At 41.0% G+C, this 25,120-nt stretch carries 15 protein-coding genes; 5 read left to right on the top strand and 10 right to left on the bottom strand.

Translation table 11 applies throughout. From position 1 onward, the window contains the following. Window positions 1-109: 109 nt before the first annotated feature. From lhgO to DP114_RS08940, 5 genes are all read right to left on the bottom strand, one after another. On the bottom strand, window positions 110-1,327 hold the full coding sequence (gene lhgO, locus DP114_RS08960; RefSeq protein WP_171975926.1) for an L-2-hydroxyglutarate oxidase: 1,218 nt from the start codon (window positions 1,325-1,327) through the stop codon (window positions 110-112). Window positions 1,328-1,425: 98 nt separating this feature from the next. Then, window positions 1,426-2,199 (bottom strand): glucose-1-phosphate cytidylyltransferase, encoded by a 774-nt coding sequence (rfbF, locus tag DP114_RS08955; protein WP_169266610.1) that lies wholly within the window; start codon window positions 2,197-2,199, stop codon window positions 1,426-1,428. Window positions 2,200-2,628: 429 nt separating this feature from the next. Beyond that, a complete protein-coding gene (locus tag DP114_RS08950; RefSeq protein WP_169266609.1) occupies window positions 2,629-4,821 on the bottom strand; it encodes a tetratricopeptide repeat protein in 2,193 nt (730 codons plus the stop codon). A gap of 67 nt (window positions 4,822-4,888) precedes the next feature. Next, window positions 4,889-5,668, bottom strand: a complete 780-nt coding sequence (locus DP114_RS08945; protein WP_169266608.1) for a PP2C family serine/threonine-protein phosphatase — start codon at window positions 5,666-5,668, stop codon at window positions 4,889-4,891. Between the two features lie 50 nt (window positions 5,669-5,718). Then, complete coding sequence (locus DP114_RS08940) at window positions 5,719-6,393, bottom strand: vWA domain-containing protein (protein WP_169266607.1); 675 nt, start codon at window positions 6,391-6,393, stop codon at window positions 5,719-5,721. 823 nt (window positions 6,394-7,216) lie between these two features. On the opposite strand from DP114_RS08940, the gene DP114_RS08935 reads away from it, so the two are divergent. Continuing rightward, the gene (locus DP114_RS08935; RefSeq protein ID WP_169266606.1) at window positions 7,217-8,635 is read left to right on the top strand and encodes a response regulator; all 1,419 of its coding nucleotides are present in this window, start codon (window positions 7,217-7,219) and stop codon (window positions 8,633-8,635) included. 124 nt (window positions 8,636-8,759) lie between these two features. Here DP114_RS08935 and DP114_RS08930 read toward each other — a convergent pair whose 3' ends face one another. Further along, a complete protein-coding gene (locus tag DP114_RS08930) occupies window positions 8,760-9,350 on the bottom strand; it encodes an HD domain-containing protein (protein ID WP_169266605.1) in 591 nt (196 codons plus the stop codon). A gap of 92 nt (window positions 9,351-9,442) precedes the next feature. Here DP114_RS08930 and pheT point away from each other — a divergent pair, with 92 nt between their 5' ends. The 4 genes from pheT to hetI all read left to right on the top strand — a co-directional run bounded on the left by pheT (window position 9,443) and on the right by hetI (window position 14,150). After that, a complete protein-coding gene (pheT, locus tag DP114_RS08925) occupies window positions 9,443-11,875 on the top strand; it encodes a phenylalanine--tRNA ligase subunit beta (protein ID WP_171975925.1) in 2,433 nt (810 codons plus the stop codon). A 98-nt stretch (window positions 11,876-11,973) separates the two neighbouring features. Further along, window positions 11,974-12,243, top strand: coding sequence for a YciI family protein (locus DP114_RS08920; RefSeq protein ID WP_169266603.1), 270 nt, complete (start codon window positions 11,974-11,976; stop codon window positions 12,241-12,243). A gap of 132 nt (window positions 12,244-12,375) precedes the next feature. Continuing rightward, on the top strand, window positions 12,376-12,780 hold the full coding sequence (locus DP114_RS08915; protein ID WP_169266602.1) for a hypothetical protein: 405 nt from the start codon (window positions 12,376-12,378) through the stop codon (window positions 12,778-12,780). 650 nt (window positions 12,781-13,430) lie between these two features. Further along, on the top strand, window positions 13,431-14,150 hold the full coding sequence (gene hetI / locus DP114_RS08910; protein ID WP_169266601.1) for a 4'-phosphopantetheinyl transferase HetI: 720 nt from the start codon (window positions 13,431-13,433) through the stop codon (window positions 14,148-14,150). A gap of 529 nt (window positions 14,151-14,679) precedes the next feature. On the opposite strand, the gene DP114_RS08905 is transcribed toward hetI, so the two are convergent. The 4 genes from DP114_RS08905 to DP114_RS08890 all read right to left on the bottom strand — a co-directional run bounded on the left by DP114_RS08905 (window position 14,680) and on the right by DP114_RS08890 (window position 25,057). After that, window positions 14,680-16,197 carry a thioester reductase domain-containing protein gene (locus DP114_RS08905; protein ID WP_171975924.1) on the bottom strand — a complete coding sequence of 506 codons (1,518 nt, stop codon included), beginning with the start codon at window positions 16,195-16,197 and terminating at the stop codon, window positions 14,680-14,682. A 57-nt stretch (window positions 16,198-16,254) separates the two neighbouring features. Next, window positions 16,255-17,922 carry a PfaD family polyunsaturated fatty acid/polyketide biosynthesis protein gene (locus DP114_RS08900; protein ID WP_171975923.1) on the bottom strand — a complete coding sequence of 556 codons (1,668 nt, stop codon included), beginning with the start codon at window positions 17,920-17,922 and terminating at the stop codon, window positions 16,255-16,257. A 109-nt stretch (window positions 17,923-18,031) separates the two neighbouring features. Continuing rightward, window positions 18,032-22,858, bottom strand: a complete 4,827-nt coding sequence (locus tag DP114_RS08895) for a PfaB family protein (RefSeq protein WP_171975922.1) — start codon at window positions 22,856-22,858, stop codon at window positions 18,032-18,034. A gap of 453 nt (window positions 22,859-23,311) precedes the next feature. Then, complete coding sequence (locus DP114_RS08890; RefSeq protein WP_169264187.1) at window positions 23,312-25,057, bottom strand: SDR family NAD(P)-dependent oxidoreductase; 1,746 nt, start codon at window positions 25,055-25,057, stop codon at window positions 23,312-23,314. Window positions 25,058-25,120 lie beyond the last annotated feature (63 nt).

The raw sequence follows: 25,120 nt of genomic DNA, 5'->3' as shown, positions 1-25,120 counted from the left end.
AACTAATTACAACCTTAAATTAGATGTTCTCGCAAATTGAAGGATGCCACAATGCCTGTGCTTTTTCTTAACACTATGAACTTAACTAAGCACAGGCAAGCGAAATATTTTAGACTTGAGTGACTACAGCCTTGAGATGCGGCTGTTGGGGGATTTGGGCAACAATTGCTTTGCCTATTTCTATGGAAGATGTTGCTGCAGGGGAAGGGGCATTACAAACATGGACGGAGTTTTGACCTTGAACAATCAAAAAGTCATCTACCAGTTTGCCATCATTCATCAGTGCTTGAGCGCGAACACCTGCGTGAGTAGGAACTAAATCCTCTTGTTGAACTTCAGGAATGAGTTTTTGCAAACTTCTGGTGAAAGCTGCTTTACTAAAGGAGCGAATAATTTCTTGTATTCCTTCGTCAGCGTGTTTGGCTGCGAGTTTCCAAAAACCAGGAAAAGTCATCACTTCTGCAAAATCACGCAAGTCAAAGTCTGTTTTTTTATAGCCTTCGCGCTTAAGGCTTAAGACTGCATTTGGTCCAGCGTGTACGCTTTTATCAATCATGCGTGTAAAATGGACACCCAAGAAGGGAAAGTCTGGATTGGGAACTGGGTAAATCAAACCTTTCACCAAGTAGCGTTTTTCTGGTGTGAGTTCGTAATACTCTCCCCGGAAAGGAACAATTTTTGCTTTGGGATCTGTTTTGCCCATTTTGGCAACGCGATCGCTATGTAATCCAGCACAATTAATCACAAAGCGAGTTTCAAAAGTTCCACAGTTCGTTTCTAATACCTGATGTTTTCCACTGGTAACTATTTTTTCAGCCTTGGTACTGAGATGCAGTTCTCCTCCCTGCTGTTTAATGATTTCGGCATATTTGTAGCAAACTTGCTTGTAATTTGCAATACCAGTTGAAGAAACTAGAATTCCGCCAACGCTAGTCACATGAGGTTCAATTTCTCTGACTTCCTCTGGAGTAATTCTTTTAACGTCTATGCCATTTTGCAAACCTCGCGTGTAAAGATTTTCTAGGCGAGGTAACTCTGTTTCATTGGTTGCAACTATGACCTTACCGCAAATTTCATGCTCAATTCCATGTTCTTGGCAAAATTCCACCATTGAAAGACAACCGTCACGGCAAAATTTAGCTTTGAAACTACCCGGCTTGTAGTAAATACCAGAATGAATGACGCCACTATTATTACCAGTTTGGTGAAAAGCCCAATTGCTCTCTTTTTCTAAAACTAGAATACGAGCATTAGGATAGCGTTTACCTAAAGCCATAGCGGTGGAAAGACCAACAATTCCTCCACCTATAATCGCGAAGTCATACATGAGTACTCTAGCTCCCGGAATATAGAAATATGAATCAAGAATGAAAAGTCAAAATCAAGAACGATGAGTGAAGAATGAATGTACCTTTTTGTTTTCTCTCACCATACCTTCCAAGGAGCCTTATTATTCTTCCACAAATCATCGAGATAATTTTTATCTCGTAAAGTATCCATTGGTTGCCAAAAGCCAGTATGCTTGTAAGCAGATAGCTGTTCCATTTCTGCCAGCTTTTCTAATGGTGTCTGCTCCCAAACAGTAGAATCATCGTTAACGAAATTGATGACTTCTGGCTCTAAGACAAAATAACCACCATTAATCCAGGCTCCATCTCCTTCTGGCTTTTCCCGGAAACTAGTAATTTTTGTTTGTTCTTGTCCTAGGACAATAGCACCAAAACGTCCGGGTGGTTGAACTGCTGTCATTGTTGCTAAATTATTTTGTTTTTTGTGAAAATGAATTAATTCTTCAACATTGACATCACTGACACCATCACCGTAGGTGAAGCAAAAAGTTTCATTCCCAATATGCTCTCTGACTCGCTTCAACCGTCCACCTGTCATTGTATTGTCACCTGTATCTACTAAGGTGACACGCCAGGGTTCTGCTTTACCTGCATGCACGTTCATCTGGTTAAATCGCATGTCAAAGGTTACGTCTGACATATGTAGGAAGTAGTTGGCAAAATACTCCTTTATGACGTAACCTTTGTAACCACAGCAGATAATAAAATCATTAATGCCGTAGGTGGAATAAATTTTCATAATATGCCATAATACAGGCTTACCACCAATTTCCACCATAGGTTTAGGTTTGATGCTCGTTTCTTCACTGATACGTGTACCAAGACCTCCAGCCAGAATTACTGCTTTCATAAACTTATCTCTAGGTTTTTAGGTAGATGAGCTATCAACTTTTCATGCGCTAAGTAGAGAAAAATTTATTTTTTAATTTTCTCAGTATATAATTTAGCCGTAAATTTACACTTAAGTATGAAGACAATATAAACAAATCTATCTTAAGTATGAAAAAATGAAAAAGCTTTGTAACTATCTTAAATCTACAGATAAGAGGACTAAATAAGGTTTCAAAAATGCAAGATAAGACAGAGAAAATAACCAAGTCTTACTCTTTGATAATAGTAAAAAATAACTTCTTACAGAATTGCGAACACACAAAATAATCAATACTAACAACGCATGTTGGCGCAAACCTAGGCAAGACTCAGGACGATACTTTGAATTTTTAGACAGATCTGATCCGAGGTTTCCTCAGATCAGAATCTTGGTGGGGTAGTTCCGTACTTAGTTGCTTTTTGAGGATGTATTCGTGGTGGTTTGCAAAAAAGTATCGCATTTATTTTCAACAACAACACAGATGCTGCTTAATGCTTGTTGGTAATTATCCATATCCTCTTGTTCCAAAGATATTTTAGCAGCCTTTTGCAAATCATCAACTGCTTGCTTATTATACTGACTAGATTTGCCACCTCCATATTGTGCAAGTTCGTAGCGGACAACACCTCGTTTTAAATAGACTTTTGACAGTTTGGGATTGATATTTAATGCCTGATCAAAGTCAGCAATTGCCTGTTTATATTCTTGCTCAAAATCACTGCTATATTGTGCTACTTGATAACGTACCAAACCTCGCTGAAAGAAAGCTTCGGCTTTTGAGGAATTCAAACCAAGTGCCTGATTGAAGTCAGCAATTGCTTTTTTATACTCATTTTGAGAATCGCCACTGTATTTAGCAACTTGTGAACGAACAACACCTCGTCTGATGTATGCTTCTACTTCCTTCGGATTAAGACGCAGGGCATTGTTATAGTCTGCAATTGCTAGATTATACTCTTTGTCTGGATCGCTGCTATATTCAGCAAGCATATGGCGGGAATTTCCTCGATTGACATACGCTTTTGTTTCCGTGGGATTGATTCCAATTGCTTGAGTGTAGTCTGCAAGTGCCGCTTCATACTCTTTGAGGTTGTAGTGAGCATTGCCACGGTTTACATAAGCTTTTGCATATTTTGGATCTTTTTGTATTGCTTGAGTGAAATTTTCAATTGCTTGTTGGTAATCTTTGACTTTGTATGAAGCATGGCCCTGCTTGTAGTAATCAGCAAAATTTTGATTGTTGTGCGTTTTCTTTTGTTGCAAAGAAATCAAATTTTGCCGAGCGTAAGAATTTTCAACAAGAAAGGGGCGATTTGTGAATTTTACCATTAAATCCAAATACCCCAAGGCACCAACAAGACCAAGCAAGCAGAAAACAACAGGGTATACATTCTGCTTTTTCTGAGGTTTATAGTAAGGAATTTTTTGGGTAAAGACAGAACTACGATAATTAGTGTTAGTGAATGGACTGGTTGGTTGTGGCGTACGAGGAACTTGAGTTTGGCGTTTTTTCTTTGGTACTCGCGGTTGTAAATGTTCTTTATTTGCGATCGCCTTTAAAGATGGGAATGGATCACGTCCACCTAATCGCAATGTACGTTCGCACCAAGGACATTTGTCCAAGTGGTTACTATAGCGATGCTGGGGGTTAACAGTGCAGCTGATGAGCGAGTTTTCTGCATCAGCGAGTGCTGTGAGCCAGGTTTGAGCATTGGGGCGTATCTGCGGGTTGTTGTGACCATCCTCAAAACAACGTATAAATAGTTCCTGTAAGCCCGGAGGAAGAATATCCCAACGAGGTGCGATGGGTGTTGGAACGTAAGGGACGCTACGCTTTTGACTGTAGGTAAAATGTCCCGCTACAATGCGTCCTTCATATGGTGGAGGTTCACCTGCTCCTTGATAAATCCCGGAAAATGGGTGTGTCCCTTCCATTAAAAGTTGAAAGATCAGTACCGCTAACCCAAACAAGTCATGACTGAAATTGCGATCGCACTGAGCAAAGGTTTTGTTGTGAAGTTCTGGTGGGGTAAATTCTGCTTTCCCTACGTGACAGCGATAAATGATTCCATTTTCTGGATCTTTTACCTGGAATGAATCGGTGTCTACTATTGTCACCAATGCCATATCACTAACCAGGATATTGGATTCATTTACATCGCCAACACAGTATCCGCGATCGTGTAACGCAAAAAAAGCCGAAGCGAGATTGCGAGCAGTGCGGATTAAATACTGATAGTTGAACAAAGGACACTGCTGGCGGCGAGTTCTAGGATTGTAAAAGTCGATGATTGGACGCATTCCCTGAATGCGCGGCATCAAAAAGCCTATCACCTCACGGCTTGGATCCGACGAGCGCAACAATTCAATCGGCCAAGCAATTGAAATATGCCCCAAACTGGCGGTTGGGTTGTCTGGCGGGTGGGCAAGCATGACCTCCAGTTTGCGGGCTTGGGCAGGTGTTGGTTTGTGGTAAACCTTCGCCACTAAACCAGCATCTGTTGGTACTGTGTATATGCAGGCCTCACCGCCTCGTCCTAAACTGACGGTCAGGCTGACATTACTGATTTGTTGGTTGGGAAAACAACGTAGTACCTGCATGATATATTTTTATAGATACCCTATGAGTTTATACACTTCCACACAAACGAATTCGCACACCTGTTTATTAATCACTCAAAGCAGCAATTATGAGTGTCAAGTCATCATCTGTACGTTGCGTGATTCGCTCGGAACGCAAAAACCTCACTAACTGCTCTCTTGCCACTGTTTTGTCATCAGCATTCGCTGCGAAGTCAAATAGTGGAAGGAAGAATGGTTTATGAGGAACTCCCACTGCCATATTCATGGCAAGCATTTGTAGTCCATCTGTGAGGATACCAACATTGGCTACTGCCTGACGCCATAATCTTAGTTGCACAGCATCTAGGGCTGTCGGTGAGGTCAAAAAAACTGTTTCGTTGATATATTCACCACTGTCAGGCATGGTCAGCGCGATCAGGTTATCCTGAAAATCTCTCACCACTGCCACACCATCCCCGATTTGTGCCACTGCCACAAATTCTGGTGTTGCCAACGCAATAATCAGCGTACTTGCCAAATCGAAGGACTGCTTCTGGGAAGCGACGGCTTCTTCTTCGACAGCTTTCTTGGCAGCAATTATTGCCTCGGTCAAAAGTGAGCGCGCAGCATTATCATCGACTAATGTTCGTCGAGAAAATTCTTTGATAGAGATGTTTTCTATCGCTGTTTCCACAGCAATCATTGCTCCCACCTTACCCATGCTTGCACTACCTGCTCCATCCGCTGCCGCAACCACTAAGATATTATCTGGCAAAATCTGCCAATGGTGAGCATCCTGACACAATTGTTTGTTCTTCAAATGACTTGTTCCACATACCGATGCAGCTACTACCCGCCAATGAGGTCTTTGTTTAGAAGTGTTCATAGATGATCTTTGGTTAGTGCTCTTTTTTGAGCATTTTGTCACATCTTCTACTAAACAGAACCCCAACCAATAGGTGGTAGTGCCACTTGTTCGTCTACTTTGGAATGAGAAACCGCTGACATACTGGCTGATAGCCAAACAAACATTTCAACAAAATTGAGTCCTTGGAGTTTTAAGGGTGTACGTACAGCTATTTGACTTAGCCGCGTCATATTAGCATTGTCTACACCAACAGTAAAGAATGCTACACGTTTCCTTGATTCATCTTCTTTTAGACGCCGCGCTGCTTGCTCTACAACATCTTCAGACTCGCCTTGTGGCTCACCGTCAGTAATCATAAATACCCAAGGACGATAGTAAGCAATACCATTGGCGCGATATTGAGCTTTTCGTTCTTGAATCATGTCCAAGGTTTTATGAATTCCAATACCCATACTCGTCAGTCCCTGTGCTGTTAGTAGCGGCGGACTGAATTGGTCAGCAGTCACAAAATCCTGTACTACATTCACATGACTATCAAAAGTAACTATTGCTACTTCAACCCTCCTTGCCGCTAAAGCATTTTTTGTTAATTCTTCCCTGAAACTCTGTAAACCCTGATTTAATAAATCTAATGCTACACCTTGCATTGAGCCAGATGTATCTAGAAGTAGTACACAAGGACAACGAGGTTCTGGATTTTCAGCAAACTCAACTACTTCATCAAGTTTTAATGTATCATGCATAACTTTTCGTGTTATGTTATAGTCCAAAGCTTAGCTTTCCTTTTCCTCAAAGTATATAGTTTATAGCACTGACAAAACCATATCTAATTTTTTTTGGTTCAGATAGCTTACTATTTCTTTAACAAAAATTCCGCCGCTAAATTCATAACAAATTTTTGGTTGAATTTTCTCTCAGACAGAATTGAAGTAAAGCTGAGCCAACAATTCGTCAGCATAATCTTATGTGCAAGAAAAACGAGTTTTATACGTAATACGTATACGATACAGTATCTCAGTACCTTTGCTGACGTAGAAATTTAAAGATTCGATGTAGAAAGGTAGGATGAATGATGAAAATAACTAATTGAAGTTTATCAAATGACTCAGAGCACGACTCCTCTGTTAGCTTAATTAACTAATTAAAATTAAACAAGGATCATGCAAAATTCAGCAACTACAACTGGGAGTAGAATAAGTGGAAAATTGGACGCATTTTGTCTGGACTGTAAAAAGACCCCTATGTTCAACCAGTGAGAGCGCAACCACTTTTTCCAAATTTTGGTTGGAAATCCAACACCTGACTCCCCAGCCACTCGCATAGAACTCATACTCAGTTGTTTTTTGTTTAAAAAACTTGAAAAATTTACTTTGTTAGTCATGTTACAAAAACATGTAATATACAAGCTATAATATCCCTTTCTAGCTTGTAATATATGTATATAACTCAAATGACGAGAAAATTTCTGTATAAATAAATCTCAAAGTTAGAGAGATACTATTATTTATTACCGATCACTCGAATATTCCAACAATCGGTCTCCTTTTACAGAAAATCTCTAGAGAAATGAATAATTTTGGCACATTTACCAAACTACGTCCTTTAAGCTTATTGAGACATCTATCTAATTGTTCTGAGAGTACTTGTTTACAAGTGTTTAGCAGTTCTATTTCCTGGTCAATATATCTAGAGCAAGGAAAAATAACATATGCTACTCATTCAGTTGAACCGTTTGATCGCTTGGAACGTCATTTGCGTCGCTTAAGCCATCATGTTCCTAGCATTGTCGGTGAGGTTCGTGTTCAATTACGTTTGATGTTTGAACCAGACACCAAAAGTCAATCAATCATCCATGACAGTGATACTCAAGATGAATTGATTCCTGCTCCATTACCTCCAGAATATCAAGCTATTTGCTGGTTAGTGAGCGAACGCTATTTACATTCTACACAAGCAGCAGTCCTGATCCAAGAATTGGTAAAAGAAGTGCTGGAGTCATATCTTTTAACCAAAGAAGCGACTTTTACATTAAAAGATTCTGATTGTCGAGTTCCAACTATTTGCAAGCTTGATGCCGAAAAAATTGCGGAACGTTGCCAACAAAAGTTGCAGAATTGGCATTCCTTGGGACCCCAAATTTCTTCTCCCTATCAACGTCCATATTTGTTAATTAAAACCACAGATAGTCCAAATAAATTATCAGGAATAGACCCTCAGTTAACTGAGTGGATGAAGGGTTTTAGTTTGCGACATTTGTCAGTGATTATGAATCAAGACGAAGTCCAACTAGCCAAAACATTATACCCTCATATTTTAAATGGCACTATACTATTACATGAACCAGATCCACCCTTTGATAAATTACCAAAAACTTTTACAGATGTAATATCAGTTTCTCGTTCTGTTACGCAATCAGATCAAACTAAACTGGTTGATTCGGAAGTAGGATCAACTCGCACCAGATATTCGGATAACTCTGTTATTTCTGCAAGTCATGCCGTTACTCAACAGCGAAAAACTCCAGTTTCTCCGGATAAGGAAAAAATTCAGAAATCAACAATATCTAATAATAACAATCTTAAACATGAAGCAGGAACTTCCGCTACTGTCACCCCACGAAAAGTCTACAAAGTTATTTCTGTAGATGATAGTCCCACCATGCTTAAAGAAATTAGCCGCTTTTTAGAAGATGAAAATTTTTCTGTCGTGACAATCAATGATCCACTCAAAGCCGTTATGTCCGTTATTAGGTACAAACCAGACTTAATATTACTGGATTTGAATATGGACGGAATGGATGGTTATGAATTATGCCGAATCGTCCGAAATAATTCAATGTTCAAAAAAACTCCCATCATTATGGTGACAGGAAATAAAGGACTTGTAGACCGTGTAAAAGCTAGATTGGTAGGAGCTTCTGGATATTTAACTAAGCCTTTTACTCGTGCGGATTTACTCAAAATTGTGTTTACGTATTTGGCTTAGGGATTCAGCTATTAATTACTAAATAAACAATCTAGTAATTAGGATGTAAAAAATGCTAAGAATATTATTTAGTGTGTATATTAGTTAGTGTAGATTTTTTCGTATTTTGCTGGCTGATTTGAGTTTAATCCCTTAAATCTTTTAGTGCTCTAGATATAGATTTTAGTTGCTGTGCGGACAAAGCTTGATTGGCACTTTGAAAAAATACTGATAAATTTGCTAGCTCCAAGTGTTCGTATACACTAGCTTGTAAAGCCATTTCTAATCGGTCAAGTTGATGGACAAACTGTGATTCAGCAGATTCTCCCTTTTCGTATTCCTCCCATAAAGCAATCCACTCTAATCCATGAGGAAGTTTATTCAGTACTTGAAGAATAGACTGCTTTTCTAGTTGATATTTCTGATTTTTTTCAATGGCATCTTTTGGAGTAAAGTCCCCAGCATAGACTTCTCCTAAATCATGGATTAAAGCCATACGAATGACCTTAGTTGTGTCTAATTCAAGGTGATATTCATCAGCCAAAAATAAAGCTAATAATGCCACACAAAATGAGTGTTCTGCAACACTTTCACAAGACTTTGGTTGAATACCGTGGTTTAGCCAACCCTGACGATAGAGATGTTTAAGATGATTAAACTCAAAATAAGCTTCAATAATAGGCAAAGTTTGCTTGCCGTTTAAAAGAGTAATAGGTAAAGCAGCTTTTGTGTGCATAATTCCAAAATGTGTGAGGAACTTCGTGGAATAGTTCTAGAATAGTCTATGCATTAATTTAGCTTAGATTTCAGACAAGGCAACACAAGACCATGCGTATCTCACTGAAATGGTTGCAAGAACTAGTGGAGTTGAAACTTAGCCCAGAAGAATTAGCACAAACGCTGACACTATCTGGGTTTGAGGTAGAAGATATTGAAGATCGCCGCACTTGGGCAGCAGGCGTTGTTGTGGGGAAAGTGCTGGAACGACAACCGCATCCCAACGCCGACAAATTAAGTGTTTGCCAAGTCGATATCGGTACGGATGAAACTTTAAATATCGTTTGTGGTGCTTCCAATGTCCGGGCAAATATTTACGTACCCGTAGCAACTGTAGGCACCTACTTACCAAACATAGATTTAAAAATTAAACCCGCGAAACTACGAGGAGTTCCATCACAGGGGATGATTTGTTCCCTCAAGGAACTGGGTTTGCCCAATGATGTAGACGGAATTCATATTTTTCCTCAAGAGAACTTGGCACTTGGTAGCGATGTACGTCCACTGTTAGGTTTAGATGATGTGATTTTAGATGTCACGGCGACTGCTAACCGTGCAGATGCCTTATGTATGGTTGGTATCGCGCGGGAAGTCACAGCCTTGACAGGGGCAAAGCTAACGCTTCCTCAAGCAGGTGAAGTTTCGATTTCTCAAGGTGGGTTTAATTTAACTTTAAAAATCGCTGATACACAAGCTTGCCCAGCATACATTGGCACGGTGATTGACCAGGTAAAAATTGCACAATCACCTGAGTGGCTGCAACAGCGCTTGCGTGCTGCTGGAGTGCGACCCATCAATAATATTGTAGATATTACTAACTACGTAATGTTGGAATGGGGACAGCCACTACACGCTTTTGACTGTAACCGTTTACAATCGGTTGCTGGAAGTGAGAATCTGGCGATTGGTGTCCGCTTCGCCAACGCTGGGGAAACTCTCAAAACTCTCGATGGACAAACTCGCACTCTATCTACACAAAATTTGCTGATCACCGCTAATGATAAACCTGTTGCGATCGCAGGAGTTATGGGTGGCGAGGAAACCGAAGTGCATGATGGAACTCAAAACCTCGTTTTAGAAGCAGCGCTATTTGATTCAGTCGCAATTCGGCGTTCTTCTCGCAGTGTCGGTTTAAGAAGTGAGTCCTCTGGAAGATACGAACGGGGAGTCAACCGCGCTGAGTTGGAAGTCGCAACTCGTCGTGCGTTATCGCTGATTAGCGAACTGTCTGGAGGAGTTATCATACATCAAGAAATTAATGATTCTCGTCCTGATCGCTCTAGTTGGTCGCGTTCGATTGAATTACGCTTGGATCGAGTCAACCAGGTTCTCGGACCAATTGATTTAGGTGAGGAAACAGGAGAAATCCAAAGCCCAGATGTTGAACGCATCCTCACAGCATTGGGATGTCAACTCACTTCCATACCCGATAACAAGTGGATGGTTTCCGTACCTCCCTATCGTTACCGCGACTTAGAACGGGAAATAGACTTAATTGAAGAAATTGCTCGTCTCTACGGCTATGATCGCTTTTGCGATACCTTGCCAGACAAGGCAGAAGCAGGTTATTTGCCTCTTGAACAAGAACTGATTCGCAAGTTACGAGCACTATTGCGAGCAGAAGGATTGACAGAATTAATCCACTATTCCTTGGTAAAACCTGGGGAAGATAGACAAATCGTGTTGGCAAATCCGTTATTTGTGGAATATTCGGCGTTGCGAACTGACTTGATATCGGGATTAATTGATGCATTTCAATACAACCTGGAACAGGGCAATGGTTCGCTGAACGGCTTTGAAATTGGACGAATTTTCTGGCAAGAAGAAGGTTTGCAAGAAACAGACGTTATTGCTGGGATTATGGGAGGCGATATTTCCTCCAGTAAATGGACAACAAGCGATCGCGAACAACCAATGACTTGGTTTGAAGCCAAAGGTATTTTAGAAAATGTGTTTCAACAGTTTGGCTTGCAGGTAGAATATCAACCGGATTGCAGAGATTCCCGCTTGCACCCAGGACGCACTGCTTCCCTATGGATAGGAGGTAATAGGCTTGGTCTGTTTGGGCAATTGCATCCCCAACTGCGGCAAGAAAAAGGTTTACCAGATTCAGTCTACCTGTTCCAGTTGGATTTAGATGTGCTTTTGGATTCTCTAGATGAAGATGAAATCTTAACACCACAATTCCACCCTTACTCCACTTATCCAGCCGCAGACCGAGATATTGCTTTCTTTGCGCCTGTTAAGGTGAGTGTTGCCGAAATTGAAAAAGTCATCACCAAAGCAGGTAAAGAATTACTGAAATCTGTAGAATTGTTTGATGAATATCGCGGGGAGCATGTGCCCCAAGGACAACGGAGTTTGGCATTTCGCTTGATTTATAGAGTAAGCGATCGCACCCTCACCGATAGCGAAGTTGAACCAGTACATAATAAAGTCCGCGAAGCCCTAGCGGAGAAATTTGGCGTAACTTTGAGGAGTTAAGCCACAAGAAACAAGAGTGAAAACTAAAGAAATTTTTTGCTCTTGTTTGTTCGTGTTTTGTTGAACTTTGATTTTTTGGATTTTGAATTCGTAAAATTATGCCTAAATATGTCATGTGGGGAACTTACTGCCAAGACGTTCTGGAAAAACGCGCCCCTTACCGTCAAGCACATCTAGATGGACTAGCAAAACAGAAAGAATCCGGTGTGTTAGTTACTATTGGTCCTACGACAGATGTCACTAAAGTTTTTGGCATTTATGAAGCGGAAGACGAAGCGATCGTACGCCAATTAGTAGAAGCCGATCCGTATTGGCAAAATGGCATCTGGACTGAATATTCTGTCCAAGAGTGGATTCAGGCTTTTTGAATAAAAGGTACGGTAATCATGAAAGCATTTTCATTGAGAAAAAGTTTCTTATTGTCTAGACTAGAGAAAAGGTAAAAACTGGAACAACTTCAACTTTTCTCTAATCGGTTGATAAGTTGAAAAGGAGATTCTATGAACAAAATTTTGAAACGCGCATTTATGCCCAGCCTATTGGCTGCAAGTTTAGCTGGTGTCAGTTTGGTTCCAATTCAACCTGCGTCTGCTGATGATAAAATCCTTGAGGATACAGCCATTGGAGCCGGTGTTGGCGCTGTCTCAGGCATCATTAGAGGACGTAGCGTGATCAACGGTGCCATTAATGGTGCTGGTACTGGTGCTGCTATCAATGGTGCTAATGGTCTTAGAGGCACTCGTAAAGAAAGGCAGCAACGCAGCATCATTCAAGATGCTGGAGTAGGTGCAGCCGCCGGTGCAGCCACTAATGGTATTACTAACGGTGGTAGAGGTACCTTTGGCAGTGCAGCAACAGGTGCAGCAACAGGTGTAATTATCAATCAAATCAGAAAAAGCAGATAGTAATATCCTCTCGAAATTAGACCGCCTCAGTTCAATTGTGAACTGAGGCGGTCTTGATGTTAGAAGAACTTATTATATAGTTAAAAAATTAAAAATCGGTTACAAAAAAACTATCAGGACAACCATTAAAAGCTATATAATAACGGGAAGTCAAAAAGCAAAACTGATTTTGACAACGCACTTTTTCTTGTATCTCTTGAAAAAAGCGACAAGACCGTTTGACTTTAATTTGAGTGTGAGATTGGGGTTTTCTGATGAAAACCCAGACGAGGGGAAACTGGGCTAAATCCACATATCACAGCGGTTTGCATGCACGAAGGGAACCCCCTGCACGGTGAGACAGCGCTTGATGAGGGTCTCCCGACCTAGGCGACTGCGAACGCGATCGCGTGCGCTTTGCGCTTACCCGAAGGGCACTGTCTCACCGCAACCCACTGCCTCCTCTACATCTTGTCGCAGGAGTGGTAAATTACTGGACAATGAGTTAGGGATAATAGTTCACACCGGTGAGACCAGCGCTCTTGGTAGGGTTTCCCGACAGCCAAGCGACGGGCGTTCCCGGAGGGCGTTCGATACGGGTGCTAGCTATCAGTCCTCTCGAAATTTAAGTATCTAATTCAGACATTAGCTGACTATTACTGCGTGACTCAATGACTGTTAATAATCATTTGTGGCTACCTGCATCGGCAGATTTAACTTTGTTGCAGGATGAAATTCATGTCTGGCGAATCGACCTTGACAGACCAGAAACACAGTTGCAACATTTGACAGCAACCCTTTCCAGCGACGAAGTTTGTCGGGCAAAACGGTTCTATAAAGAACAGCATCGACAACGTTTTATTGCTGGTCGGGGTATACTGCGAACGATATTGGGTCGCTATTTGGGTGTAGAACCGCAAGAGTTGCAGTTCTGTTATGAATCCTCTGGCAAGCCAGTGTTAGCAGATACATTTGCTGATAGTAAAATATGGTTTAACTTAACTCATTCGCAAGGCTTAGCTCTGTGTGCAGTGAGTTGCGATCGCCTGGTCGGAGTAGATCTAGAGTACGTCCGCCCAATTTCCGACGTTCTGGCCCTTGCGAAACGATACTTTTCTCCTGGGGAATATGCAGTGATGTCTGGGCTTCCTCCCCATCAAATGCAACAGGTGTTTTTCCGCTACTGGACTTGCAAAGAAGCATATTTAAAAGCAACTGGAGTAGGAATTGCTCAGCTAGAGCAAATAGAGGTTTCTCTGACTCCAGGAGGACAAGCATTGCTAAAAACAGAGCAACAGTGGAGCTTGCTAGAGCTTGTACCTGATAACAATTCTGTTGCGGTTGTTGCGGTGGAAGGTTATGGCTTGAATTTGAAGTGCTGGCAATATTGATACGCGGTTCATAGACATTGCCATTTAATCAAGATGGCAGTGTTGCCAGCATTGCTAACAGCAAGATTTGACAATTTTAAAATAGTTTTTGTTAAACCAGTTATCAGTTACCAGTTATCAATGAACAATAATTTGATAACTGATAACTGTTCACCCTATGGCTAACGCCACGCCTTACGGCTATCGGGTTCGCCAGTCGCCTACGGCGGAGCCAGTACTTGATGAGGGTCTGCCTCCGTAGGTATCTGGCGTTGGAAACCCGCCTGCAGCGCTGGACTCACTGTTCACTGTAAAAATGCAAAGATGCAAAGGCGCTCAGAAGAACTTTGCGTCTTTGCCTGTTTGTGTAAGCAAAAAAAATTGTTGGGTTTTGCATCTGCCTTAACCCAACTTGTCAATTAAAGAAGCTAGGGGGGTAAGGGTGTAAGGGTGTGAGGGTGTAAGGGTGTAAAGGGATAGGAATATAAATGCATTTTCCCTACACCCCTATACCCCTATCTTGGCTTACACCCCTTTGAATCTTGTCGTTTTATGCAACGTTCAAGAAACCACTCGAAATCAAGTAAGAAGAGTATGTCAGAAACAATCTAGAGTCTATTGGTGGACAGACAATAGAGCTTCCAGCTAGTGCCTTAAGAGTATCTTGGCAGCTAATAATTGGTCTTTTCGCTTGCAGATACAAATCTGGAATGGTGAGTCCTTCTTGAGACCACTTCTGAAGCAAGAATGGTCGCAGTGTGTACAAAGGATTTTGTTGAGAAGTGACATTTTTTACTAACATTGATTGCCACTCATCGTAAGGAACCAATTCAATTGGAAAACCAAAAGAGTGCATCCACTCAACTAACATCTTTAAAGAGATAGGTTCAGGATGTTGCAAGTGGAAAGCTTTGCCTATGGATTCTTTCTGTCTTGATAGATAGGCGATCGCCTGACTCACATAGTCCACAGGAGACATATCCAGCATATAGTCCACGTCTGGAAAACATCCCATCTCAAGACAACCTTTGATCATTAAGTTGGTAAAGTCATGGGTGTTAGATATACCTGTTTGACTGTGCCCTGATATGAGTGGTGGTCTGTGGATGGTAACGGGAAGTCCGCGATCGCCAGCAATTTTGACTAACTTTTCCGCAACCCACTTCGTCTGAGAGTAACCCAGAAAAATACCTTCCCAATGGTCAAACTTATCCTGTTCTTTAACGACTTTGCCAGCATAAGCAGGTGATTCAAAAACAGCAACACTAGAAACGTAATGTAAAGGTTTGGCTTTGATTGAACTTGCCAAGCGTATGACTTCCTGCGTTCCCAAAACATTCGCAGTCTTCAATGCTGAGTAGGGATACACATAGTTCAGCATGGCGGCACTGTGATACACAGCGTCAAGATTAGCTGCCAGCATTTCAAACCCTTCCGTACTCATCCCTAAGAGTGGCTGAGATAAATCTCCGGGAATGGCGATAATTCTGGGGCTGAACTCTTCATTCCAAAGTAAATATTGTTGCAAGTTTTTCTTTACCTTCTGCTTCCCTTCGTCAGAAGTCGTAGCACGTACTAAGCAGTAGATATCTGCATCAGTCGTCCGTAGTAGTTCATCAATTAGGAAAGCACCTAAAAAGCCTGTTCCTCCAGTTAAGAAGACATTATTTAGTTCAGTGGTAAATTGATAACTCAATGAGGGACGAATGTTCGAGTCAAGAACAGCTTCTGCCTGCAAATTTACCGTTGTCGTTTTGGAAACAGAAACATTTGTTCGAGGGGTCACTTTGTCATCAACTTGTGACTCTAAATCTTGCGATTCTTCAGCTAAACGCTCGGAAAGTGCTTCAATATTTGGGTAATGCCATAGCAGCATTGGAGAGACTTCAAATCCCAGCATTTTTTCTGCTTGGGTAATGAGAAGCATAGCTTGGGCTGAGTTCAAACCGTAGTTTTCTAATGAATCTTGAACATTAATTTCATCAGGTGCGATTTTCAGTGCCTCAGCAAGAATAGACACCAAACATGCTTGAATTTCTTCCGCTGTATGAGACTGTTTTGAAGCCATTATTGAGACACCTCTAAGAAAATAGTCTACGATTTTTCAAAATCTTTTATGTACCGCTTACAAGCCAGTAGAACTCACTGGATGATAGTGACAGTAATCATTTGAGATTTGCAGTCCTTGAAGTTTGAAACTTTGAATGCGGTATAAATATGCTGACCCGGTCATGATATGATGAGCAACATCAACCACTCGGCGATTTTTTGGCTCAGCTAAATAAGAACCACGAACCCAGTCATTAAAGCTACCCATTGCTGGACCGCACCAAATTTGATAATCGACTTCTCGACCCTTCTCTCCAGAACTAGACCAGCGAGAAGATAATCCTAAATACCAGCGAAAAATTGCTGCCATTTTTATTTTGGGATTGTTGATTGCTTTCGCAAGTTTTTCTGGATTTCTTTGAGATAAATAAGTTGCAGTTTCTTCCCAAATTTGAGGAATAGTCTTACGAAAAATCTGTTTCTCTAGTTTCTCTCTTTCTTCATTAGGAATATCTTCAAGTGAGTTATAATTTCTGTATATCTCATACAGTTTTTGCGCTCGCATAGGGAACATAGTTCCTCTTTTTAAAACTTGAAGTTTGACTCCCATTTCAAACATATCAGCGGCTGGTGCCATCATCATGTCAGCCATTTCTGCTTGTGCTAACAATTGCTTGGTATGTTCAGAAGTTCCAGCTTCAACACACGATTGATTAACAGAACCAGTGACGACATAAGCAGCACCCATCATAAAGCCGGCTATTGCTGATTCTGGTGTCCCAATTCCTCCGGCGACTCCAACTCTAATAGGTGTTGAGTAGCGATATTTTTCCTGAATTTCATTTTTTAATGCCAAGATAGAAGGCAAAAGACAAACGAGAGGACGATTATCTGTATGTCCTCCAGAATCGGCTTCCACAGTGATATCATCGGCAACAGGAAGTTGAGATGCAAGATTTGCTTGGAACTCAGTAATAAGTCCTTTTTCAACCAGTTCTTTCAGAATTTTTAATGGTGCAGGTAGGAGAAATTTACTGGCGACTTCTCGACGAGAAATTTTGGCAATGACTTTGTTTTTGATTTCAATTTGATTGGCTGCATTCACGCCTAACCCAGCCGCACGGTAATAAACAATATTGGGAGTCAAGTCCAAAAATGCTGAGGCTTCTATGGTTCTAACCCCATATTTGAGGTATAACTCCACAGCACGACGTTCAATAGCAGGTTCATTCGGACTATGAATGAGATTAAAAGCGTAGGGACCTTCAGGTAAAGCTTGTTGAATACAGTTAATAGCTGCTTCAAGACGGTCTGGACTTAAACCACCAGCACCAAAAGAACTCAATATTTTTTCTTTTCCTAGTGCAATGACCATCTCTTGTGATGCAATACCACCAGCCATTGCACCAGTTGTATAAGCATATTTTACACCATGAGAGGCAAGAAAACTGGGGTCTCCTAAATGATGTGTTGGCATGGGTGGAGTTGTCATCAACAATTCTACTTGTCCTGTTTTCCCATTATCAGTAGGACAAGAATAACCCTCGTTGGTGACACCAATTTTTCCTGCTACTCTTACGACGTAACAAGGTTTCTTTATATTCAGTAATTTATCTTTGATGGCTGATTGTTCAAAAGCAACACAATCTAAAGAACCTTTCCAAACTTCATTGTGATTGAAGGAGTTACTAAAAAAGTTAAGACCGTTATTGTATTTACCTAGTACTGGATCTTCGATTTTCACAGTGGCGATTCCCTTAAATGATTAATAGACGAGACAGAGGAGAGAGAATAGGGAACAGAGGATAGGAGGTAGGGGACAGGTTACAGGAAAACCTATAACCTATCACTTATTACTTATTGAGCAAGTTTTCAGCACAAGCTAGTTGTAGTTGAATCATTTCACTGATTTGTTTGCTGAATTCTTGTCGGGATTTTAAGAAGTTAGCGTGAGTTTTATGAACCCGATAATGGTTATTGCTGAACTTTTCGTACTGAGACAGATGTAAGTTATTTAGAGGTGCTGATTTTTTAAGTTGATGAGTTGTGGAAATTGGAGGAAGAATGGATGGAGTAATGATTTTTTGACTTTCAGTCAACTCACCAGATTGTAACTGTTCTCTAGGCTCAAAACTGTTATTCGTGGTGTTTTTCACGTTTTCTTCTTCTTGCATAGGTATTGATGTGGATATGTTGCGGGGATGACTTATAGCATTGTGGATAGTGGTTGAGTCTTGAGGAGAATGTATGACTTCAGAATCTGTAGGGAGAGGAATGTTCTGATACTGCTTACTTACAGTATGAAGAGGTTTTTTGATCGCTAAGTTTTGGAATTTTTTACGGTTTTCGTCGCTCAATATTTTGGTAAGAATTCTGTTTCCAGAACGGACACTTCCTTCGATAGGCGTCTGGCTTTGAGGAACTCCCCTTCCTAAAGTGAGAGTTTTCACAGTTGGTTTAAGTTGAGTGGATGTTTCTGTTTCCTGACTGTACAGTGTTGATAAGTCGAGAGAAACTTGATGACTGAAGAGTTTTGCTAATGCCCTGATTATAGAAGTATGGTCATCTACACCTCTTCTATTAACAGATACGGTTATATGTTCTTTTTTCTCTAGGATTTTATCAATCCATCGAGAGCAGATATTACCAGACCCTGCTTCGATAAAAATTCTTGCCCCATCGTCATAAACTCGGTTCACTAAGCGAGGAAAATCAAGCTGTTGGCACAAGCCTTGTGCAAGATTGCGACCGATGACACTGCTTTCTAATGTGATGGGTTGACATTCCGCTGAAGAATAAAACACAATACCTGGTATGTTGTGAGATGGTAAAGTGTTGACTCTAACGACTTCTTCGTACTCCGATCGCATTGGTTCACAATGGATTGCATGATTGAAGGGAGCACGAAAAGCATTACAACCCAAAGTTTTTATCACTCTCTGACAAGCTGCTGTCTCACCAGCAATTAAAACTTCTTCTGGTGTATTGATTTGAGTTAAATAAACGCGATTTTCATTTTTGAGGCATTCTTTAACTTGGGATGGACTTACCATCAAAAGATAGGTACTCCAGAAATCATCGTCTGATGATTGTTGTGCTGATGGTAATCCCCAACATTCGCGTACAGCGTTTTTCGGTCCAGATATCCTGTCTGCAAACAAAGAGGATGTGTGAAAAGCACTAATTCCTTCGCTAAAGTTACTCCATACCCCCATTGAACACATCATGCTTGTCTCGCCGAGGCTATACCCAAAAACATACTTTGGCTTAATTCGGAAATCATCTCGGATAATTGTAGTAATGAGTCTGGCAAATGCCATGTCAGTTTCAAGGATTGCCAAGGAATCATTAAGCAATTGCTTTTCGAGATTTTCTAACTGTCTAGTTGATAGTTTATTTAAGCTTCTGGGAAAAACAAGCTGAGAAACTTCGGCGAAAAGACTGAAAAGATTTTTGATGACCAAGTCATCGTAAACTCTGGGAAATAAGCGGAAGAGTGTGCGACCGATACCAAGATAAGAATTAATTGCTGCAGGATAAACGTATGCTACACCTCCCTTTTTACCGACTGGCTTTGCTGTAAAATAACTACCAGTTGGTGTTTGCCAGTCTTCCCCATTTTCAAAGGCATTATTTACACCTTTAAAAGCAGCTTCAATTTCTCTTACTAATTCGTTTTTGTTGCGTCCAAGAATTGCAAGCCCATAATTTGCCTCAACATGTTGTTTATAGATAGCAAAAGTTTGGCTCGCAGCAACGTTTAAAGAACTACAATTTTCGATGGTTGTTTTGAGAGTGCTAATCTGGTCTAGTAAATCTGAGTGATTCTGACCTGCAATGGGGAACAAATATAATGGTGTTTGCTCTAAATACTTACTTGGGCGCTGTACTTGCTGTGGTTCTTCTGACAAGATAACATGAGCATAAGTCCCATCCATCCCCATGCTATTAATTGCTGCAACTCGCTTTTTCGCTTCTTTGCCTAAAAACCAAGGTCTTGATTCTGGAACAACATAAAAGGGACTACCTTGCCAAATCTCTTGGTTTTTGACACCAGACCATTTGGGAGTTGCAGGAATGTATCTGTGATGAAGACAAAGAGCAGTTTTAATTAAGCTAGCAATTCCTGAAGCGACATAGGTGTGACCAATATTTGCTTTGACACTACCAATCGCACAGTTAAGACCATTTTTATCTGAAGGATAAGCTTGAACTAAACCTTTGATTTCTGCTTCATCTTCTTGGGGAATACCGCTTCCACAAACTTCCAAATATTCTATGTCTGTGGGTTTGATACCTGCTATCTGAAAAGCTTGTTGACAGACGGAGTTGACGGCTGCTGGTTCAGGTGTTGTTAGCCGATTGTGCAAGTCATTAGATGTAGAATGCTGTTGTGCAAAACTAATAGCATCGACAACTGCATAAATGCGATCGCCCTCTTTTCTTGCTGTATCTTGGCGCTTCAGAACAACTGCTCCCGCACCTTCACCAACCGTCCAACCATTCGCTTTTTGGTCGTAACTTAGGGTATTGACTCCTGTGTTTATTTGTGATGTGGAACTTCGCAGCAAGATATTTTCCAGCCCGCCAGCTAAATCAACACCACCCACAAGCACAGCATCCACTTCCCCTGCACTCAATAGCATTTGTGCGATTTCCAACACCTTGAATGTGGAATTCTCTCCGGCCGTAATAGTAAATGTTGGACCTGTGAAATCCCACAATGAAGAAACTCGACTCGCCATGATGTTGGTGATGTAACTCAGATATTCGCCAGTTTCTACTGGATGGTGAATCGCATCTTTAACAATGGTTTCTAATTCAGCAATCTTTTCTTCTGGTAAAGAAATTTCCCCGGCAACTAAGCCTTGTTTAATTTGCCAAGAGAGATTCCATCTCTGCTGTAACTGGTGAACAGAAAATTCTGTCTCTGCGGCGATGATCACTGCAACGTTTGCACCTTCTTTGATTTGGGCATCTTTTAGGGCGCGATCGGCGACTTTCAGAAGTAAGAGTTGTTGCGGATTCAGTTTGGACAGTTCATTCGGAGGGATTTTGTAAGATAAGGTATCGATTTGTAAATCTTGAATGTAAGCTCCTACTGGTGCTTTACCATCTGGTAAGCCGTATTTCTGGAGTAAGTCTTGTTGGTCTTCTAAGCCGTGCCATCTATCAGCAGGAAGAGGTATAAAATGCTGCCTTGCATCGTAAATGCTGCGGTCAAAGGCATCTAATCCATTGCAGGAACCAAAAAAGGCATCCATACCAACGATGGCGACTCTAGCTGGTTGCACGGGTGTATTCTCTTGTTCGCCATCTTCTACGGTTCCCTGTTCCAAAATCATGTGTGCATTAGTACCACCAAAACCAAATGCACTGATAGCTGCTCGTTTGACTGGTGCTTTTTGGGGCCAATTGGCTGTACTTGTAACAATTCGTTCAGGTGAAATGACGTTGTTTTCAGTTCCTATGGAGTCAGCAACATGAATTGTCGGAGGGATGACACCCTTGGACATACTCAGAAGCACTTTAATTAAGCTGACTGAACTAGCAGCGACTAGTAAATGACCAACATTTGCTTTGACGGAACCGACTAGAGGAGTTGCTTGATGCTGACCAAAGAAGGTTTCTATTGAGTTAAACTCTGTGGTGTCTCCTAGCAATGTGCCAGTTGCGTGACACTCCATGTAATCAATGTCTTTTGGACTGATTTGTGCTTCTTTGTATGCGCGTTCAAAGGCGAGAATTTGTCCTTTGGAACTGGGACTGAGCAAATGTTTTCCTCGCCCATCGTTGGAGAGTCCAGTACCAGAGATGGTGGCATAAATGCGATCGCCATCTCGCACTGCATCGCTATATCGTTTCAGCACAACCATCCCAACTCCATCAGCGGTGATCAGTCCTCTGGAAGATTTATCTAAAGGACGGCTGAGATCGTTGTCTTCTGGATATCCTTGGATACCAGAAAATAACATCCGCAAAAACAGAGGATCAGAACAGCTCATTCCTCCAGCCAACATCACATCTGCTTTGTGTGTCCACAAATAATGAGAAGCAAGCTTCGCTGCATATAATGGTGAAGAACACGCAGCATCAATGCATAAATGAATGTTGGATAAAGACAGAGCTTGGGCAATGATAGCAGCTGGCAAACCGGAAACCATTGCGTTGTAAATTGAGGCTTCTGGTGATGCTTTCAAGTCAGCCAAATCGAAGTCTTCACACTGCAAAAGTTCTCTCAATGCAGGCGTTAGTATCTGCTGATATATAGGAGCAAATAATTGATTGGATAATTTCGTAGGTAAGGAGAGAGTTCCTAATATGACTCCACATTTTGACAAAACAGATTCATTTCCTAAATACCCACTATGTTCCAAAGCTTGTTTGGCAACATCAAGTGACCATTTAAAGGTCTTATCTAAACTTTGCAGAAAGTCTGCTGGTAGTTTATATCCTGTTGTATCAAACTGAAAGTCGCGAATGAATCCTCCCTTTAAAGAATAGATTTTTTCTGGTTTACCTTTGACTGGGTCATAAAAAACTTGCGGATCTACTCCTATTTCCTGAGAAGTGATTGATGATATGGAATCTTTCTCCTGAATAAGATTATTCCAAAAATCATCAGGATTTTTGGCATCAGGAAATAGACATGAAAATCCAATAATTGCTATTTTTTCCATGATTGATTTTCTTTTTTTGAGTGAATGAAAAAATATTCTCTTTAGGACTTACGCAAAAACCCTTTTAAACCCTCTTAACTATGCGCTAAGGCGCACGCTACGCGTTCGGCAAAGCCGTGCCGCAGGCATACGCGCTCTTTGTGTCCTTTGCGGTTCATTATTTCATTGTTTTGCGTAAGTCCTGCTCTTGTTAGATTGGTTGTTGTCAGCTTCTTTGTGCTTCTAAGTAGCTCAACCTAATTAAACGTAAAATGTCATTGCGAGCAAAACGCAGTGGAGCGTAAGCGCAAAGCGCACGCTAAGAGCGAACGCGCAGCGTGTCCCTTTGGGACTCAGCAATCCCAACAATCGTATTTTATGTTGACCTACTTAGCACGTTTAAAAAAGAGACCTTCTGGTAAGCATTCCCTAGCTGAGGTAGGGAATAAGAGCTAAATTGCACTTGTTTTCTCGTTAATTACTTCTCAAGGATTGAGTTGGTATAATAGTCCCTTTACCTCCCAACAGACGCGAGCAAACTTTTCCTTGAACATCATGTACGATAAAATCAGCGACTATACTACTTGCTGTTTTCGTCTTAATTTCACAAGAAACGTAAAAAGGCGTATTGCAGGGAACCCGCGTGTATTGCTCATATTTTTGCTGCCCTGCGGGTAAGCAGATTTCTTGATGAAAATGCTGCATCCAAATCCATAAAGGATGGGTACTCAGGTCAATTGAATAAGGATTAACCCACCCAATAGGAAATTGTCCTTGTTGTTGATCTGTAATTTCAGACCAAATACACTCAGCTGTGATTTTTTCAGGACTAATGTTTAAGACCTTTTTGAGTTCTTGAAAAGAGTCTCCATGAAACAATGGAAACAGAGATGTTGTTTTTGCTTGATAAAAATCTTTACCAGTAATCGTGATGATGTTATCTTCTTCAAGATTTAATGGTTCATAAGTAGGACTAGTAGGTAGTTCTTGCACTAGCCGAACTTGAGCAATACTGAAATGATAATTAGTTCTACCTTCTGGAGTTTTACTCCATATCTTTGCTTGAAAGATGATTTCTTGCGAATCAGTTTTAGAAACTTCTTGCAAGTCTAAAATATACTCACTTGCTAAGGTTTCATTAAAAGTAATTCCCTTCAAAACTTTGAAATCTGTGTTACTGAAAAATCTGTAACCTGGATACAGTTGTTCGCAAGCATCGACAATCCAGGATACCGCACAAGTCGCTGGCAAAACTGGTTTACCAGCAATGGTATGGTCGAGTAAAAATGGATTAGCTGCAAGTGATAGTTTGCGACGAATGCGGTAGGTTTGTAGTTCGGGGTTTAGTGGTGCAGGAGGCGGAATAAGAGGGCTACCAATGACAACTTGTGCTGTTTGGCGGTTAGCAGGATGCAGTTCGTTGACAAGCATTTGCGTTCCAACTTCAACAGGGATAATCTCAATACCACGTCGGGCAAACTCTTTTTTCAATTGTGGTGTCACCATACCACTATCCCAGCCACCCCAATTTATAGCCACAACATGACATTCGGGGTAACGTTGCTTGACGAGATGGGCTGATTTGTTGAGAATTTCGTTGGCGATCGCATAGTCCGTCTGACCAACATTTCCATAAAAACCTGTGACAGAAGAAAACAAAACCAAATACTCCAGTTCACTGGGTTTGATACAAGATAAAAGATTTTCCAAACCTTTAACTTTAGCTGTATAAACCTTCTCAAAATCCTGTTCTGTTTTCTTTTCAATCAATTTATCAGCTAAATTACCAGCACCGTGTATAATGCCATTAATCGATCCAGTACGCTCAGTAACAATCTTCAGTTTCTGTTTTAATTCCTCTCCATTCGTGACATCAACGCTCAAGTATTCAGCATGACCTCCTACTTGTTGAATCGCTTCTAAAGTCTGTTTTATTTCTCGATTAGAGATGACTTTGTTATAGAGCTTTTGTACATTTACAGGTATGGGCTTCTCTCCCAGTGAGAGAAGGTATTCCATAATGCGCTTTTTCAACACTGGTTCGTCAAAACAATCTTTAGCCCAATCTGGTTCTTTGTCTAGGAGTTCGGAACGACCTATGAGAATAAATTTGCAAGGGGAGTGTTGTGCTAATTTGATAGTGCACTTAGCTGTAATTCCTTTTGCGCCGCCACTTACGAGAAAAACTGATGTTGGACGGATCGTAGTGATTAGTGTCATAAATTACCCGTTTACTTTGTCGGATTGTTAGAAAAATGATTTTTAAACCTCTTGAAACCTTGG

This window comes from Brasilonema sennae CENA114, assembly GCF_006968745.1.
In the GTDB taxonomy this organism is placed as follows: domain Bacteria; phylum Cyanobacteriota; class Cyanobacteriia; order Cyanobacteriales; family Nostocaceae; genus Brasilonema; species Brasilonema sennae.
Note: the sequence above shows the minus strand (reverse complement) of the source record. Positions and strands in the feature narration are given on the sequence as shown.